Here is a 17,118-nt window from a genome sequence, read left to right as displayed (position 1 = left end):
CTCGCATTGATCCCTGTAGGCCTTCGCCTGCTCGCGATGGCGTCGTATCAGTCAGCGCTGATTTTTCAGACCCACCGCTATCGCGAGCAGGCTCACTCCTACAGAGAGTTCGTGTTGAATTCGCCACCTGCGGTAAGATGCCCACCATCCAAAAACAACAAGGTTCACCGCGTTCCATGTCGGAAAAAGACACCATCGCCGTTCAACTGGTGCGTGAAGCGCTGCTGCAAAGTTGTGCCCCGGGCGTGGCCACGGCAGAAGTCTTGAGCAAGGTCGGGATTGATCCGGCGTTGCTGCAAACCGAGCACGGCCGGGTACCGGCCTCGCAGTACGCGAAACTCTGGCGGTTATTGGCCCGACGCGGTGATGACGAGTTTTTCGGCATGGACCCGCGCAAGCTCAAGTCCGGCAGCCTTGAATTCCTCTGTCGCAGCGCGATGGCGCAACCGACGCTGGCAGCGGGTTTGAGCACGGGTTTGAGCTTTCTGTCGCTGATGCTTGAACGCATGCCGGCGCAACTGGTGCACCAGCAAAGTCTGGCGGAAATCGTCCTGCTGGAAGATGACCACGAACCGCGCCGCGCCTTCAGCTATTTCACCTACTGGATGATCGTCCACGGTGTGGCCTGCTGGCTGGCCGGGCGGCGGATACCGATTCTGGCGATTGAATTGCGCTGTGCGGCGCCGGACTTCACCGATGACTACCGGGTGATGTTCTCGGAAAACCTGCGTTTCGAGCGGCCACGGACACGGATGATCTTCTCCGCCGATTGCCTCGACCTGCCGATCAAGCGCAGTGCCGAAGAACTGAAGCGCTTTCTCGCCCACGCCCCGGCCAACATTCTGGTCAAGTACCGCGACCCGCAGAGCCTGGCCAGTCGGATCAAGCAGGATCTGCGGCAGCTGCCTGCCGAGCAGTGGCCGGAAACCGAAGCCCTGGCCCAACAGTTGTGCATGTCGGCCTCGACACTGCGTCGACGTCTGGCCGAGGAAGGGCAGACCTATCAAGGCCTTAAGGACAGCGTGCGCAAGGAGTTGGCCATTGTCTGGCTGGCGGAACCTTCGATCAGTTTTGTCGAGATCGCCAGCCGCTTGGGGTTTGCCGATGTCAGCTCATTTTATAAAGCGTTCCGCAAATGGGCAGGCTCCAACCCTGGGCACTACCGTAACCTGATCCTCAGCCAGCCAGCCGAAGCTGGCTCGACCGAGGCGTCAGTTACAGTTCCTTCACGCTGACCAACGTGGTTGTGCCGGTACCGAACGCCGAAGCCTTGATGCGCAGTTGCAAATCGTTCTTCGAGCCGCGCAGGACATAGATATGATCCTTCAGCTTCGGGCTCTCGAGCTTGAACAGCTTTACGCTGCCCTCTGGATAAAGCGTGGGATCAAGTTCCAGTACCGCGTGGATCTTGTTGGCACGGGATGAGACGTTGTACCGGTTTTTACCAAACAGGGTTTCCGAAAGCTGCTGCAGCGGCATTGAGTCCGGCGCGAGATCGGTCACGTACAGTCCGACGATATCGCGCTGCGGCCTGCCGTAAGCATCGTTGGACGAATTGGCGATAAACGCGCTTTTCGTGGCTTTGATTGTCGCCAGTTTATCCCTGTTCACGTAGTGGTACAGGCGCTTGGGCAATGGCGTGATTTCAGTTTCGACAACCGTCGGAAAACCGCTACTGTCAGCGACTGCCCGTCGTGACGGACCCGGCGCCTCGGTGTTGGAGTTGTCATGGCCGCGCTTGTTCGGCGTGCCACCCTTGAGATACAGCTTGTTATCGACTGTCCATCGCCCCTGACTGTCGGAGATCAGGAAGGGACCGGGTCGCAGGTTATCCGCCGGATCAATGATAAGCACCGGCCCTTCTTCAATCGAAACCCGAAAAAACTGATCTTCAACCAGCGCGTGCCATTTGTCGTTGTATCGATATAGCCCTTTGTTGCGTCCTTGCGCCACGGGTTCTCCCAGATCTGCCGGCTTCTCCATCGCGAAACTGTCGAGTATCGCTTTCTGCGCTCCGGAATAGGACGAACGTGGTGTAGCCAAAGCGTTTTCAGTGAGCGACAGGTCCACCTGCGGATGCCGCTCACTCGGCAAACTACGGTTTTCGACAACCGGCACATCAGGCGTAGCGGTGGCGGAACTTTCGACGGAATAATCGAATACTTCCGGTTCGATCGACAGGTGCGGGAGATTTTCGGCGTTTTTTGCCCCAGTCGAAATGCGCCCGGCGTGCATGAGGACTGCCGCCAGATTCAGCAGCAGGTCGGCCACGGCAAATGACTTGTCCTGACCGTCCGATTGCGACAGTGCCTCCAGGTCGCCTTTGAGACTTACCGCCAATTGCACTAACCATCCGGCGGTGGCTGCCGGCCCGGTCACCAGCGGCAACAACGACTCGAAAATCAACCAGCTCAACGTCTTGAAATGGGCCCAGCGACTCTCTGCGTTGGACACTGATTGCCGGTCTGCCAACTCAACAAGCGCCCGGCTGTTCGCCTCATACAAGTGCTGAAATACATCGCCCTGCAGTGGGGACACGTTTTTCAGTTCCCAACGCAGGCGTATTTCGTTAGCGCCCAGCAGTCCGGTGTGCCTGACCACGGTTTTGTACCATTCATGGATGCTCTTCTGCAGCGCGGCGTCGGACTGAATCGCCTGTTCCAGATGGCTGCGCGAACGGTATTGGGTCAACGAAGGGGAATAGAAGGGGCGATAGAGGACGACGGGGGCATCACTGCGGTTGCCGGCAGCAATGACGAACATATTCAAAACCGCGCCGAGCCGCAGATGCAAAGGGCTGACGACGATGTCTTGAGAGGTCTCGCTGCCATCCGCCAGTGCAACGATCAGGCGTACACCGTCATCGTCAAAACCATGGGCGCCGGTCAGTTTGGCCTCTAGTGCCTGGAGCGGCAATTGATTGCGCAGGTGAACCGTAAACAGATTTTGTCGGGACGACGCCTCGGGGCGATTTTCAAGCAGATGCTGTTTCAGATACGCCGGGTAGGTACGGCCAATGTCCACCGACTGGATCAGACCCTTGACGTAATCGGGGGTCATCCACGCGGGTACAGTGCGCTGATGCAGGCCTTTGACGGTCATCGTGCCCCAAGGCAGGCCGGCGAGATTTTCCAGGGCAAAATCGATGATGCCCAAGCGAGTCGTTTCCACGGTTCCCCATCCACCCGGTACGCCTCGCGCAACCTTGATGTGGAGTTCCATGTCATCAGGATTTACCGGCTCATGTCCGTCACGGCTCATCTGAGCGACGAGGGCTTGATAGGCAAAATCGCGAATGGAATCGAGATGGGTGAAAAACGTCGCGCCGTCATACTGTAAATGAGTGACGGCCATGGCCGAGACATAACGCCGATAAGTCCGGCGATCGTCAGGGTCGGCGTCCTTGAGCCATTGCGGCAAATGCTTGTCGACATGTTCCGCTTGGTAAACATGCGGCTGTTGGCCGGCCAAGAGTCGAAGCGGATCGCAGATCTGATCGAACAACTGCTCAGCGTCCTCGAACACTCCGTCGGCCGGAATCCGGATGCTTTCAAGTTCCACCAGTTGCTGATCAATCAGGACCCGCACCAGTTCATCAAAGATGTCCGCATCAGGTTCATAGCGATCGACGCTCAGCTCGGTAAACTCCCATTGGTGCTGCAATTGCCGCGCAACATTCTGCAGGCAGTCTGCTTCGGAGCTGAATCGTTCCCAGGCCCCCGAGGGCTGAATCAATACTGGTCCTGACTTGTCAGTGACGAGCAAAGCAGGATAGATCAGCGAGAGATTATCCGCCCCGTTATTCAAGGTGAGCTGCAAAAGATAAACCGGCGGCCTTAAATGCTCGTTAAATAGTTGTCGATGTTGTTTTTCTGATGTGGCGACCAGTCCAGTGAAAGCGAAATGCAAGTCTGGATCTGTCTGGTGAAGCGATTCATTGATGTTTAATGCGCAGGCATCTTTTATTACCTCCGACAGCCACTGCCAACGGCTCATGCCGTTATCGGCTGGTTGCTGCCAGTAATCCAGCAACTGTTGCTGTAACGTGGCAACCAGTGTTTGGCATATTTCTTTTTGAGCCGCTTGGAATTCAACAAGATCGATTCCAGCGCGGCCGTCGGCTTGCACCGGAATAATCAGGTTTTCTTCGGTTAAAACAATACTGCGCCCTTCGGTGAAGGCCCGAATAAATGCATCGAGATAAGGCACGGGCGCGGCTTCCGGGTCAAATCGGGTATCACGATAGAAGAACGTATCAAGGGACAGTGAGCCTGGTTGCAAACAGTAATGTAAATAATCTTCCAGTTGCGATCTGGCAACACTTCGCAATGTAGGGTGGTCGTTGAATTGAGCATGTACCGATTGTTTGAAAATAAAATCTTTGTCATTAAATAAGTTTTGCTCAGGCGACACGGTGTGTTCCTTTTTTGATAAAGAAAGATAGGGGGTGTTTGTTGTTTGAAACTATCAGGCCGGCTTGTTATCGACCACTACATATAATTATCAACTTGTAAGAAAACAGTTGTGTACCTGCCAGGGTTGGCCAAACCAGTCAGCCACATTGATGGCTTTGACCATTGCCGCCGCCGCCCCACAGCGCGACTATCTTTCTGTTGTTTACGGTTCCCAACCTAATAAAAAACAGAGGGATTCTGGCAATGCGCGATTACTTGTCTGCCACCGCACAGTTCAACTATCAGCACACCGTGGATGCCGCGCTGAGCGGTACGCTTGAGGCGCTCAACGCCTGTGTCGAATGCTGCGACCGTCACGCCTTGCTGGGGCGCATCGCGCTGTTCTGGGAGGGCCGTGATGGCGCCAGTGCGACGTACACCTTCAGCGAGCTACAGGATAAAGCCGCGCGTTTCGCCACTTTCCTTCTTGCTCAAGGCGTACAGAAGGGTGACAAAGTCGCCGGCCTGCTGCCGCGCAACATCGAATTACTCATCACCGTATTGGCCACCTGGCGCATCGGCGCGGTGTATCAGCCGCTGTTCACCGCATTCGGCCCCAAAGCCCTCGAACATCGCCTGAACAGTTCCGGGGCCAAAGTCGTGGTCACCGACGCGGTCAACCGGCCGAAACTCGCTGAAGTCGCCGATTGCCCGACGCTCGTTACCGTCGGCGGCGCCAAAGGCCAGGGCATTGTCCGAGGTGATTTCAGCTTCTGGGCCGAACTGGCCAACTATTCCAACGTCTGCGAGCCGGTCATGCTGACCGGCGAAGACCCGTTCCTGTTGATGTTCACGTCCGGCACCACCGGCCCGTCGAAAGCCCTGTCAGTACCGCTAAAAGCCATCGTCGCGTTCCAGAGCTACACCCGCGATGCCGTCGATCTGCGTCCGGAAGATGCGTTCTGGAACGTCGCCGATCCGGGCTGGGCCTACGGCATCTACTTCGGCGTCACCGGGCCGTTGTCGATGGGCCACCCGATCACCTTCTACGATGGCCCGTTCACCCTCGAAAGCACCTGCCGGGTGATCAACAAGTACGGCATCACCAACCTCACCGGTTCACCGACGGCTTATCGTTTGCTGATTGCCGGCGGGGACGCGTTCGCCAAGTCGATCAAAGGCAAGCTGCGCATCGTCAGCAGCGCTGGCGAGCCACTGAATCCGGAAGTGATCCGCTGGTTCGCCGACAACCTCGACGTGGTCATCCACGACCATTACGGCCAGACCGAACTGGGCATGGTCCTGTGCAATCACCACGGCCTCGACCATCCGGTACACGTCGGCGCCGCCGGTTTCGCCTCGCCGGGCCATCGCATCGTCGTGCTCGACGATCAGTACAACGAACTCGGCGTCGGCCAGCCCGGCATTCTTGCCATCGACCGCCCACAATCGCCGATGTGCTGGTTTGGCGGTTACGAAGGCGCGCCGACCAAAGCGTTCGTCGGTGATTACTATCTGAGCGGCGACACCGTGGAATGGAACCCGGACGGCAGCATCAGCTTCGTCGGCCGCAGCGATGACGTGATCACCACGTCCGGCTATCGCGTAGGCCCGTTCGATGTGGAAAGTGCGCTGATCGAACACCCGGCGGTGGTCGAAGCGGCGGTGGTCGGCAAACCCGATCCGGAGCGCACCGAACTGGTCAAAGCCTTCGTGGTGCTGAGTGCGCAATACCGTGCCGCGCCGGAGCTTGCCGAAGAGCTGCGTCAACATGTGCGCAAGCGTCTGGCCGCGCACTCATACCCGCGTGAAATCGAATTTGTCAGCGAATTGCCCAAGACCCCAAGTGGCAAATTGCAGCGCTTTATCTTGCGCAACCAGGAAATCGCCAAGGCTCAAGAGGCCGCGGCGCATAACGTTTCAGCTTGAAGATCAGGAAATACAGTCATGCAGATCGAGAACAAGGTTTTTATCGTCACCGGCGGCGCATCCGGCCTCGGTGCGGCCAGCGCTGAATTGCTGGTGAGTGCCGGCGCCAAAGTGATGCTGGTGGACATGAACGCCGAAGCCGTGGCCGCTCAGGCGCAGCGTTTGGGCGCGCAAAGCGTCGTTGCCGACATCAGCAACGAAGCCGCTGCCGAAGCCGCCGTGCAGGCGACCGTCAAAGCCTTCGGCAGCCTCAACGGTCTGGTCAACTGCGCCGGTATCGTCCGTGGCGAGAAGATCCTCGGCAAGAACGGCCCACACGCGTTGAGCAGCTTCGCGCAAGTGATCAATGTCAACCTGATCGGCAGCTTCAACATGCTGCGTCTGGCCGCTGCGGCCATCGCTGAATCCGAGGCAAACGCTGATGGCGAACGCGGTGTGATCATCAACACTGCATCTGTCGCGGCGTTCGACGGCCAGATCGGCCAAGCGGCGTACTCTGCTTCGAAAGGCGCGATCGCCAGCCTGACCCTGCCGGCTGCCCGTGAACTGGCGCGCTTCGGCATTCGCGTAATGACCATCGCCCCAGGCATTTTCGAAACGCCGATGATGGCCGGCATGACCCCGGAAGTCCGCGATTCACTGGCCGCCGGCGTACCGTTCCCGCCACGTCTGGGCAAGCCCGCCGAGTACGCTGCGCTGGTTCGGCATATCATCGAAAACAGCATGCTCAACGGCGAGGTGATCCGTCTCGACGGTGCCTTGCGCATGGCCGCCAAGTAAGGAGGATTTGTCATGACCATTTCCAACGATCCGATTGTTATCGTCAGCGCCGTGCGCACGCCAATGGGCGGTTTTCAGGGCGAACTGAAAAGCCTCACCGCACCGCAACTCGGTGCTGCAGCGATCAAGGCAGCGGTTGAGCGCGCCGGTGTCGCCAGCGATGCAGTCGATGAAGTGTTGTTCGGTTGCGTATTGCCTGCGGGCCTCGGTCAGGCGCCCGCGCGTCAGGCCGCTTTGGGCGCCGGGCTGGATAAATCGACCCGTTGCACCACCGTCAACAAGATGTGCGGTTCGGGCATGGAGACCACCATTCTCGCCCACGACATGCTGATCGCTGGCAGCGCCGATGTGGTCATCGCAGGCGGCATGGAGAGCATGTCCAACTCGCCGTACTTGCTGGATCGTGCCCGCGCCGGTTACCGCATGGGCCATGGTCGCGTGCTTGACTCGATGTTCCTCGACGGCCTCGAAGACGCTTACGACAAGGGCCGCCTGATGGGCACCTTCGCCGAAGACTGCGCCGAGACCAACCACTTCAGCCGCGAAGCGCAGGACGCCTTTGCCATCGCCTCGACCACCCGTGCGCAGCAGGCGATCAAGGACGGCAGCTTCAAGGACGAGATCGTCCCGCTGACCGTGACCGTCGGCAAAGAACAGGTGCTGATCAGCAACGACGAACAGCCACCGAAAGCCAAACTGGACAAGATTGCTTCGCTGAAACCGGCGTTCCGCGAAGGCGGCACGGTGACGGCGGCGAACTCCAGTTCGATCTCGGACGGCGCGGCGGCACTGGTGCTGATGCGTCAGTCGCAGGCACAGAAACTCGGTCTGAAACCGTTGGCGGTGATCCATGGTCATGCCGCGTTTGCTGATACCCCGGGCCTGTTCCCGGTGGCGCCGATCGGTGCGATCAAGAAGCTGATCAAGAAAACCGGTTGGTCGCTGGGTGATGTCGATCTGTTTGAGGTCAACGAGGCGTTTGCCGTGGTTGGCATGGCGGCGATGACGCACCTGGAAATCCCTCATGACAAGTTGAATGTGCATGGCGGTGCCTGTGCGCTGGGGCATCCGATCGGCGCGTCGGGGGCGCGGATTCTGGTGACGTTGCTCTCAGCGCTGCGCCAGAGAAAGCAGAAACGCGGTATCGCGGCGATCTGCATCGGCGGCGGCGAAGCCACGGCCATGGCTGTGGAATGCCTCTACTGAGCCCAACACCAATCCCCTTGTAGGAGTGAGCCTGCTCGCGATGACGTCGTGTCAGTCACCACTGATTTATATGACCCACCGCTATCGCGAGCAGGCTCACTCCTACAGGGAAAGCGGTGCGACTGATATTTAAGGATTCACCATGATTCCCAACGAAGACCAAACCCAGATCCGCGACATGGCCCGGCAGTTCGCCGAGGAACGCTTGAAACCGTTCGCCGCCGAGTGGGATCGCGAACACCGTTTCCCCAAGGAAGCCATCGGCCAAATGGCTGAGCTGGGCTTCTTCGGCATGCTCGTGCCGGAGCAGTGGGGCGGTTGCGACACCGGTTATCTGGCCTACGCCATGGCCCTGGAAGAAATCGCTGCCGGCGATGGTGCCTGCTCGACGATCATGAGCGTGCACAACTCGGTCGGCTGCGTGCCGATCCTCAAGTTCGGCAACGACGATCAGCGCGAACGCTTCCTCAAACCGTTGGCCAGCGGCGCCATGCTCGGCGCCTTCGCATTGACCGAACCGCAGGCCGGTTCCGACGCCAGCAGCCTGAAAACCCGTGCACGGCTGGACGGCGATCATTACGTGCTGAACGGTTGCAAACAGTTCATCACCTCCGGGCAGAATGCCGGGATCGTGATTGTGTTTGCGGTGACCGATCCGAGCGCTGGCAAGCGCGGCATCACGGCGTTTATCGTGCCGACCGATTCGCCGGGCTACAAAGTCGCGCGGGTCGAAGACAAGCTCGGCCAGCATGCTTCCGACACCTGCCAGATCCTCTTCGAAGACGTCAAAGTACCGGTGGCCAACCGTTTGGGTGAAGAGGGCGAAGGCTACAAAATCGCCTTGGCCAACCTTGAAGGTGGCCGCGTCGGTATCGCGTCGCAATCGGTAGGCATGGCCCGCGCCGCATTTGAGGCGGCGCGTGATTACGCCCGTGAGCGCGACACCTTCGGCAAACCGATCATCGAGCATCAAGCCGTGGCATTCCGTTTGGCCGACATGGCCACGCAAATCGCCGTCGCCCGGCAGATGGTGCATTACGCTGCAGCCCTGCGTGACAGCGGCCAACCGGCATTGGTCGAGGCATCAATGGCCAAACTGTTCGCCTCGGAGATGGCCGAGAAGGTCTGTTCGATGGCGTTGCAAACGCTCGGCGGTTACGGTTACCTCAACGACTTCCCGCTGGAGCGCATCTACCGCGACGTGCGCGTCTGCCAGATCTACGAAGGCACTAGCGATATTCAGCGCATGGTTATTTCGCGCAATCTTTGACAAGGAATTTTAATCATGACTTACGAAACCATTCTGCTCGAAACCCACGGCCGCGTTGGCCTGATCACCCTCAACCGCCCGCAGGCACTGAATGCCCTGAACGCGCAACTGGTCAGCGAAGTGAATCAGGCCCTCGATGCGTTGGAGGCGGATGCGAACATTGGTTGCATCGTGCTCACCGGTTCGAAAAAGGCCTTCGCCGCCGGCGCCGACATCAAGGAAATGGCCGAGCTGACTTACCCGCAGATCTACATGGACGACTTGTTCAGTGACAGCGATCGCGTGGCCAACCGGCGTAAACCGATCATTGCCGCCGTCAACGGTTTCGCCCTCGGCGGTGGTTGTGAGCTGGCGTTGATGTGCGACTTTATTCTGGCCGGTGATAACGCGAAGTTTGGCCAACCGGAAATCAACCTTGGCGTGTTGCCGGGCATGGGCGGCACCCAGCGTCTGACGCGTGCCGTCGGCAAAGCGAAAGCCATGGAGATGTGCCTGAGCGGGCGCATGATCGATGCGGTCGAGGCCGAGCGTTGCGGCATCGTTGCGCGGATCGTGCCGAGTGATGAGTTGCTCGATGAAGCGTTGAAGGTTGCTGCCGTGATTGCCAGCAAGTCGCTGCCGATTGCGATGATGATCAAGGAGAGCGTCAATCGTGCCTTTGAAGTGAACCTGACGGAAGGCGTGCGTTTCGAGCGTCGGGTGTTCCATGCGGCGTTTGCCACGCAGGATCAGAAGGAAGGGATGGCGGCGTTTATTGCCAAGCGTGAGGCTGAGTTCAAAGGCAAGTAACGCGTCTAAAGCGAAAAGCCCCTCACCCTAACCCTCTCCCGGAGGGAGAGGGGACTGATTGGGGGATGCTTGGGAGGTACGTCGACCTGAAAGTGCTTTATTGAATCCGTAATCGGCCTGGTTAATCCAATCGATAATCGACTCGGTCTTTCAGGTCGATGCATAACGCCAGATACCTCGGTCGGCCCCCTTTCCCGGAGAGCGAAGGCTGCGGAGGTACGCCGACCTGAAGGTGCTTTATTGAATCCATAATCGACTCAATCTTTCAGGTCGATGTATAACGCCATACACCTCGGTCGGCCCCCTCTCCCTCTGGGAGAGGGCTGGGGTGAGGGAAAGGGGCCAACACCATTACAACTGATAGTTCTTCAGCTCCCGCGCAATCACCATCCGCTGAATCTCGCTCGAGCCTTCATAGATCTGGGTAATCCGCGCATCGCGGTAATACTTCTCGACCGGATAATCCTCCAGATACCCATACCCGCCATGAATCTGAATCGCCGACGAGCAAACCTTCTCGGCCATTTCCGACGCAAACAACTTGGCCTGCGAAGCCTCGGACAAGCAAGGTTTGCCCGCCGTACGCAGACGCGCCGCATGCAGGATCATCAGCCGCGCCGCGTTGATCTGCATGTGCATGTCAGCCAGCAGGTTGGCGATGCTCTGGTGTTCATTGATCGGTTTGCCGAACTGGATACGGTCACGCGAATACACCAACGCCGCTTCAAACGCCGCCCGGGCAATACCCAGCGCCTGAGCGGCGATGCCAATGCGTCCGCCTTCAAGGTTGGACAGTGCAATCGCTAGGCCTTTGCCGCGCTCGCCGAGCAGATTGGCCTCAGGAATGCTGCAGTTGTTCAGCGTCACCGCGCAGGTGTCTGAAGCACGGATACCCATTTTGTGCTCGGTGCGATCAACGATGAATCCTGGCGTATCGGTCGGTACCAGAAACGCCGAAATGCCTTTCTTGCCCAGATCCGGATCCGTCACGGCAAAGACGATCGCCAGCTTCGCCCGTTTGCCGTTACTGACAAATTGCTTGGCGCCGTTGATCACCCATTGGCCGTCACGCAGTTCGGCACGGGTGCGCAGGTTGTGCGCTTCGGAACCGGCCTGCGGTTCGGTCAGGCAGAAGCAGCCGATGGTTTGCCCGCTGGCCAGATCCGCCAGCCAGGTCTGTTTCTGCGCTTCGCTGCCGTAATTGAGCACCGGCCCGCAGCCCACCGAGTTGTGGATGCTCATGAACGCGCCGGTCGCGCCGTCACCGGCGGAAATCTCTTCCACGGCCAGGGCATAAGCGACGTAATCGACGTAGGTGCCACCCCATTCCTCAGGCACTACCATGCCTAACAGCCCCAGATCACCCATCTTCGCGACGAGCGCGTCGTCGATCCAGCCAGCCTTTTCCCAGGCCTGCGCGTGCGGCGCGATTTCGCCACGGGCAAAGTCCCGGGCCATGTCGCGGATCATCACTTGTTCTTCAGTCAGTTCGAGATCGTGCATGGCTCAGCTCCCGCTCTCAGCAAATCCGTGGAAGAAACTCGCGACATGCGCAGCGTCCAGCGCAGCGAGGGTCGGCGGGTTCCAGCGAGGTGTCTTGTCTTTATCGATCAGCAGGGCGCGTACGCCTTCGATCAGGTCGCCGCGGGCGAACCACTGGCGATCCAGATGCAGTTCCAACGCAAAGCAATGTTCCAGACTCAAGTGGCGGCCGCGACGCAGTATCTCCAGCGTAACGGCCATTGCCAGCGGCGAGCGGGTTTCCAGCAGATCAGCCGTGGTGGTCGCCCATTTGTGGCTGTCGGCGACGGTTACCGCGCGCAATTGCTCGACCATGCTCGGCACGTCCGGCAGGGCGAAGAAATGGTCGATAGCCGGGCGCAAAGCCTCAAGTGGCGCATCGGGCAGGGTTTGTACGGCGTGTTTGGCCAGCAGGTTTTGCAGCGCCTTGAGCGGCGTGTCCTGCCATTCCATCTGATCGAGTTTTTCGTCGAGCAGCGCCAGTTTGCTGCTGTCCAGGTACCAGTCGGCGAGGCCGCAATACAGCGCATCGGCCGCACGAATCTGCACGCCGCTGACCCCCAGATAAATCCCCAGTTCACCGGGAATGCGCGGCAGGAAGTAACTGCCACCGACATCCGGGAAATAACCGATGGCCACTTCCGGCATCGCCAGACGGCTCTTCTCGGTGACCACGCGCAGATCGGCGCCTTGCACCAGGCCCATGCCGCCGCCGAGGACGAAACCGTCCATCAGCGCCAGCACCGGTTTGCGGTAGTGATGAATCGTCAGGTCGAGGGCGTATTCCTCGACGAAGAAATCTTCGTGCAGCGTGTCGCCGCTTTTGAAGCTGTCGTACAGCGAACGAATGTCGCCGCCGGCACAGAAGGCTTTTTCACCGGCACCGCGCAGGACCACGGCGTGAACATTGGCGTCAGTCGCCCAGGCATCGAGCTGCTGTTGCAGCAAACGCACCATGTCGAGGGTAATGGCGTTGAGACCGGCGGGGCGATTGAGGGTCAGGTGACCGATATGATTGCGAACCTCGGCCAGCACTTCGTTTTGCGTGGCATCCATGGACTGGGTCCGCGGGGATGAAGCCTGAGCTGTCATCAGTAACTCCCTGCTTTTATTGTCTTTATTCGAGAAGCTCGCGCGCGAGCGTTACCGGATCGTAACAGTGCAAATTTGCCGTGTACAACGGAGATAACTGCAGGCGACATCTGCATTTTTGCATGGCTATGGCGCCTGTCGGCAGCGCTTGCGGGAATACAGACTACTTTGGAGTGGATAGTGATATTCAATAATTGTGCTACACCCTAACAAGCGGTGCGAAAGGACATTCGTCAATCTGTCAGGGAAAGAAAAATGGCTCCGAAACACGGGTTAATTACGCAACTGGTGAGGGGGTTTTCAACGAAGGCGCCCAAACACGTTCCTGCAACGTCTGTTAACCCAACTCCCCCGGGAAAGCAAAAACGCATTTTTCTGCCCGGCAACCAGAACGCACCGATCCTCAGTGGCAGCCTTGATTCGGCCTTGCCGCTGCATGCGAGGATGCGGGCCAATCATTTTTTCTGGTTTTGTATCAACGTCAAGATGAGTTGTGATGTGCTTGGCAAGATTTCACACACGTTTAACAAGAAGCCTCTGGATGCAATAGAACTTCGTCATGCGACTCATCAAACCGGAGTCGGCTACAGAACCAAGGGGATACACGCCGATTTTAATAAAAGCGCTGACAACATGGGGGATCAACTGGGTACGGGCGTTTCCAGTATGGACGCAGCGCACTTCAATAACCTGGGGCTCACCCAAGACTTTCTGTCAGGCTTCGATATCGCCATCGGAAACTCGGACGGGGATTTGAAGGCTGCACTTCAAAAACTCAAGGATCGTTGCCTGACGTTTTGTTCGGATACGCGGCTGTTGCCGCAGCATATCAATCTGAAGCCCGATGTCATCATTGACGAGGTTCACCGTCAGGTGGCGCGCGATCTATTTTTCAACCCGGGTTTCAACACCGGCCAACTAGTGTCTGACAGTCAAATTGGTCATTACATCAATACCGCCACCACAGCAATCGAGGGTAGTTTCACCGCTGATGAGAAGAAAAAGCCGGAGGCGCTCCTCTACGAAATGGCGAAGTTATACCAGCCGGGTTATTCGTATGTGAAAGCCCATTTTTACAACGAACTGCGGCCAAATGTGCAGATCCAGATTGATGAGATCAATGGGGTATTGCCAGAGGGGGTCATGCTCAAATACGGCGATTACATCGGTGAAGGCTCCTCCGCGGCTAAACCGCGATCGCCCGAACTCCTGGAACAGATCCAAAAGTTTCGGGACGCACAAAAAGCCAATGAAGATGATCAAACCTGGAGTGAATGATGGCCGTCAGTGGACAGCCCGCGTCTATGATCGCGCAAGCACTTCGCTGATGCTGCGCCGCTTCGCATGCAGTTCGCTGGCGTGGATCAGCTGTTCAAGATCCTCGGGGGTGATGTCGATGAAGGCTTCCATGTCGGCCAGCGCGAGTTTGAGGTCTTCGGCGGTAATGGCCTGATTGTCGACGGGCGCAACGATCGGCGCCGGTTCAGCCGGACGTTTCGGATAACGGATGCGGGTCAGGTTGTTGTAGGCCAAGGCACTGAGCAGCATGCACGCCGCGCCGAGCATCACCGGTTCCATGGCTTTCCAGTCCATCGCGATGGTCGCCGGATCGGCCAGAACCAGTGTCAGTGCCAACGCCCCGGCCGGCGGATGCAGACAGCGCAGCCAGCACATCAGAATCAACGCCATGCCCGCCGCCAGGCAGGCGCTGCCCAAAGTTCGGCCGAGCACATGGGCGACCAGCAACGCGACGACGCCGGCACACAAATACCCACCGAGAATCGACCACGGCTGGGCGAGGGCGCCGGAGGACACGGCGAACAGCAACACCGCCGATGCGCCCAGCGGGCCGATCAAGTGATAGGCGACTTCATGGCCGAACACCTGCGCGCACAACCACACGCTGAATAATGTGCCCAGCGCCATGCCGATGGCGGCGCGGCTCCATTCGGTCGGGCGGGTGTTGATGGCGGCGGGCAACCAGCGAGCGAGCATGTGAATCCGATCCTTGCAGCAAATTCGAGGCAAAAAAAAGGACTTGTCCGGCATATCCGGAAAGCCCTCGAAGTGTTCCAACATTGGGGGAGGAACGTGCACAGTGTGCCGTTCAAACTCGATGCTGACAAATTCATATTAATGAAGATTTAGTGCATTAATTTTGAATTGAAGCGACTCGACGGCCACTGACGAAGCACAAATAGCCTCCCACGGCTGCCAGTGCGCTCAAGGCATAGAACATGCTCGGCGCCGGCGTATGCATCAGCAGAAACCCGCACATGACTGGACTCGCCGCACCACCCAGCGCCGCCAGGTTCTGCGCGCCGTAATAGCTGCCGCGAAGTTCTTCAGGCGCGAGGGTGTCGACAAACAGGAAGTCTGCCGGATAGATGATCATCTCGCCCAAGGTGAAGATGAACATCGCCACGCACCAGCCAACCAGGCTGTCAGCCAGACTGAAGCCGATCAGGCCAATGATGAACAACGCGGTGCCGCAGGCAATCCAGTGGCGCAGGTGTTCGCGGGTCAGTAAACGACCGATCTGGTACTGCAACACAATCACCGTGATCGCGTTGCAGGCGAGCAGGGCGGCCATGGTGTCCAGCGTCTGTTGCTGGGTGTGGGTGACCAGCAGGTATTGCGACAGGTACAGGGTGAAACGCCCGTGCACCAGCGTGCTGAGCAGGCAGCCCAGGGTAAACAGGATCATCGTGCGGTCGTTTTTCAGGATGTTCAGGGTTTTCAGAAAGCTTTGTGGCTGAGCGACCGCGGCGACCGGATTCACTTCGCGCCCGGCACCGAGCAGCAGAAAGAGGCTGACGATGGCAATCACCCCCGCGACGATAAACGGCGCTGACGGCTGAACCCCGGCGATCACCACGCCGATCATCGGGCCGACGGCGTAACCGATGTTGGTCAGCGTGTAATTAAGGGAAAACGCCTTGACCCGTTGGCCCACCGGCAGGTTTTCACTGAGGATGGCTTTGGAGCAGATCAGGAACAGCGCCGACGCCGTTTCGCTGATGATCAGCACCAGCGTGACCAGGTACAGATTCTGCGCGAAGGTCAGCAGGATCAGACCGATACCACTGGAGAGCATCGTCAGGATCAGCAATCGGCGCTTGTCGAGCCGATCGATGATGTAGCCGCCGTACAACGACAACAGCGTGGCGCTGAACACCGCGATGCCCAACAGCAGGCCGACGTCTTGCGGGTTGAGGCCGAGCTTGTTGCTGAGGAACAGCGTCAGCAGCGGGCTGATCAGGGCGCGGCTGATGACGACGGTCAGCGAGCTGATCATCAACCGGCGGATGAGGCGCGAGTAGGTGGCCACGGAGGGTCAATGTCCTTATTTGAAAATGCCTGGCGGGCGTACGCCATCCTCTCTGCGCATGCCTCATGGGTCAAGCGGCCACACCCACAACCTATGTGGGAGCGAGCTTGCTCGCGAAAGCAGTCTGTCAGTCACCATCAATGTCACAGACCCACCGCATTCGCGAGCAAGCTCGCTCCCACAGGGGAACTGTGGTGCCTCAGGAGAGGGGCAGGGCAATGGCGCAGCGTCGCTCTGCAGGAAAACCGTGGGTGATTTCGGCTTGCAGTGCTTCGCGTAAATAATCAGTTTTTGAAGGAATCAACTCGATAAACCCCATGCGCTGATAGAACGGCGCATTCCACGGCAGGTCGCGAAACGTGGTCAATGTCACTGCGTTCAACCGCAACGCGCGAGCGTGTTCAATCGCCGCCGAAACCAGCCGTCGACCGATGCCCTGGCCCTGAAAGGCCTGACTGACGGACAACTCCTCAATGTGCAGGTGCTGGTCGATTTCCACTGCGCGGATAAATCCTGCCAGTTCGGTACTTTCGGCGACCCATACATACGCCTCCTCGGTAGCCCGCAAATGTTGCGCAACATCCGCCACCTCGGCGTCCGCCAGCCAGGCCAATTGCGGGTCAAGACGAAACAGCTCGGCCGCCGAGCGTTCGATGGCAGGGAGGGCCAACGCGTCAGCGGGCCTTGCGAGGCGAATGATCATGTTCATGTAGGAGCTGCCGCAGGCTGCGATCTTTTGATCTGGATTTCAAGAAACAAGATCAAACGATCGCAGCCTTCGGCAGCTCCTACAAGGGGGGCGGTTT

At 58.5% G+C, this 17,118-nt stretch carries 13 protein-coding genes; 7 read left to right on the top strand and 6 right to left on the bottom strand.

Translation table 11 applies throughout. The annotated features are described in order from the left end of the window. The first annotated feature begins 176 nt into the window (after positions 1–176). A complete protein-coding gene (locus tag ACW9IR_RS00935) occupies positions 177–1,235 on the top strand; it encodes an AraC family transcriptional regulator (RefSeq protein WP_457461222.1) in 1,059 nt (352 codons plus the stop codon). On the opposite strand, the gene ACW9IR_RS00930 is transcribed toward ACW9IR_RS00935, so the two are convergent. Beyond that, positions 1,216–4,413 carry a dermonecrotic toxin domain-containing protein gene (locus tag ACW9IR_RS00930; protein ID WP_457461220.1) on the bottom strand — a complete coding sequence of 1,066 codons (3,198 nt, stop codon included), beginning with the start codon at positions 4,411–4,413 and terminating at the stop codon, positions 1,216–1,218. The genes ACW9IR_RS00935 and ACW9IR_RS00930 overlap by 20 nt on opposite strands. A gap of 245 nt (positions 4,414–4,658) precedes the next feature. Between ACW9IR_RS00930 and ACW9IR_RS00925 the strand changes: the two genes are divergently transcribed. From ACW9IR_RS00925 to ACW9IR_RS00905, 5 genes are all read left to right on the top strand, one after another. Then, entirely contained in the window at positions 4,659–6,323 is a 1,665-nt protein-coding gene (locus ACW9IR_RS00925) for an AMP-binding protein (protein ID WP_457461218.1), read from the top strand. 18 nt (positions 6,324–6,341) lie between these two features. Further along, positions 6,342–7,103 (top strand): SDR family NAD(P)-dependent oxidoreductase, encoded by a 762-nt coding sequence (locus tag ACW9IR_RS00920; protein WP_102899817.1) that lies wholly within the window; start codon positions 6,342–6,344, stop codon positions 7,101–7,103. Positions 7,104–7,115: 12 nt separating this feature from the next. After that, complete coding sequence (locus ACW9IR_RS00915; RefSeq protein ID WP_457461216.1) at positions 7,116–8,309, top strand: acetyl-CoA C-acyltransferase; 1,194 nt, start codon at positions 7,116–7,118, stop codon at positions 8,307–8,309. A 142-nt stretch (positions 8,310–8,451) separates the two neighbouring features. Beyond that, positions 8,452–9,579 carry an acyl-CoA dehydrogenase gene (locus tag ACW9IR_RS00910; RefSeq protein WP_110718551.1) on the top strand — a complete coding sequence of 376 codons (1,128 nt, stop codon included), beginning with the start codon at positions 8,452–8,454 and terminating at the stop codon, positions 9,577–9,579. Positions 9,580–9,594: 15 nt separating this feature from the next. Beyond that, positions 9,595–10,368, top strand: coding sequence for an enoyl-CoA hydratase (locus ACW9IR_RS00905; RefSeq protein ID WP_102899814.1), 774 nt, complete (start codon positions 9,595–9,597; stop codon positions 10,366–10,368). A 351-nt stretch (positions 10,369–10,719) separates the two neighbouring features. Here ACW9IR_RS00905 and ACW9IR_RS00900 read toward each other — a convergent pair whose 3' ends face one another. Together ACW9IR_RS00900 and ACW9IR_RS00895 are read right to left on the bottom strand one after the other, a co-directional pair. Beyond that, positions 10,720–11,871, bottom strand: a complete 1,152-nt coding sequence (locus tag ACW9IR_RS00900; RefSeq protein ID WP_457461213.1) for an acyl-CoA dehydrogenase family protein — start codon at positions 11,869–11,871, stop codon at positions 10,720–10,722. Between the two features lie 3 nt (positions 11,872–11,874). Then, positions 11,875–12,981, bottom strand: a complete 1,107-nt coding sequence (locus tag ACW9IR_RS00895; protein WP_457461211.1) for an enoyl-CoA hydratase/isomerase family protein — start codon at positions 12,979–12,981, stop codon at positions 11,875–11,877. A gap of 255 nt (positions 12,982–13,236) precedes the next feature. Between ACW9IR_RS00895 and ACW9IR_RS00890 the strand changes: the two genes are divergently transcribed. Beyond that, positions 13,237–14,259, top strand: coding sequence for a hypothetical protein (locus ACW9IR_RS00890; RefSeq protein ID WP_457461210.1), 1,023 nt, complete (start codon positions 13,237–13,239; stop codon positions 14,257–14,259). Between the two features lie 24 nt (positions 14,260–14,283). Here ACW9IR_RS00890 and ACW9IR_RS00885 read toward each other — a convergent pair whose 3' ends face one another. From ACW9IR_RS00885 to ACW9IR_RS00875, 3 genes are all read right to left on the bottom strand, one after another. Beyond that, positions 14,284–14,976, bottom strand: coding sequence for an HPP family protein (locus ACW9IR_RS00885; protein ID WP_457461208.1), 693 nt, complete (start codon positions 14,974–14,976; stop codon positions 14,284–14,286). A gap of 157 nt (positions 14,977–15,133) precedes the next feature. After that, on the bottom strand, positions 15,134–16,312 hold the full coding sequence (locus ACW9IR_RS00880; RefSeq protein WP_457461206.1) for an MFS transporter: 1,179 nt from the start codon (positions 16,310–16,312) through the stop codon (positions 15,134–15,136). Positions 16,313–16,511: 199 nt separating this feature from the next. Further along, positions 16,512–17,021 carry a GNAT family N-acetyltransferase gene (locus ACW9IR_RS00875; RefSeq protein WP_457461204.1) on the bottom strand — a complete coding sequence of 170 codons (510 nt, stop codon included), beginning with the start codon at positions 17,019–17,021 and terminating at the stop codon, positions 16,512–16,514. Between the last annotated feature and the right edge of the window lie 97 nt (positions 17,022–17,118).

Source organism: Pseudomonas sp. SDT291_1_S447 (genome assembly GCF_054070155.1).
This window is presented reverse-complemented; position numbering and strand designations above follow the sequence as displayed.

Excerpts from the sequence above, each read along its gene's own strand:
- ACW9IR_RS00875 (WP_457461204.1), bottom strand. The coding sequence starts at position 17,021 with ATGAACATGATCATTCGCCTCGCAAGGCCCGCTGACGCGTTGGCCCTC.
- ACW9IR_RS00915 (WP_457461216.1), top strand. The coding sequence starts at position 7,116 with ATGACCATTTCCAACGATCCGATTGTTATCGTCAGCGCCGTGCGCACG.
- ACW9IR_RS00890 (WP_457461210.1), top strand. The coding sequence starts at position 13,237 with ATGGCTCCGAAACACGGGTTAATTACGCAACTGGTGAGGGGGTTTTCA.
- ACW9IR_RS00905 (WP_102899814.1), top strand. The coding sequence starts at position 9,595 with ATGACTTACGAAACCATTCTGCTCGAAACCCACGGCCGCGTTGGCCTG.
- ACW9IR_RS00935 (WP_457461222.1), top strand. The coding sequence starts at position 177 with ATGTCGGAAAAAGACACCATCGCCGTTCAACTGGTGCGTGAAGCGCTG.
- ACW9IR_RS00920 (WP_102899817.1), top strand. The coding sequence starts at position 6,342 with ATGCAGATCGAGAACAAGGTTTTTATCGTCACCGGCGGCGCATCCGGC.
- ACW9IR_RS00885 (WP_457461208.1), bottom strand. The coding sequence starts at position 14,976 with ATGCTCGCTCGCTGGTTGCCCGCCGCCATCAACACCCGCCCGACCGAA.
- ACW9IR_RS00900 (WP_457461213.1), bottom strand. The coding sequence starts at position 11,871 with ATGCACGATCTCGAACTGACTGAAGAACAAGTGATGATCCGCGACATG.
- ACW9IR_RS00910 (WP_110718551.1), top strand. The coding sequence starts at position 8,452 with ATGATTCCCAACGAAGACCAAACCCAGATCCGCGACATGGCCCGGCAG.
- ACW9IR_RS00895 (WP_457461211.1), bottom strand. The coding sequence starts at position 12,981 with ATGACAGCTCAGGCTTCATCCCCGCGGACCCAGTCCATGGATGCCACG.
- ACW9IR_RS00925 (WP_457461218.1), top strand. The coding sequence starts at position 4,659 with ATGCGCGATTACTTGTCTGCCACCGCACAGTTCAACTATCAGCACACC.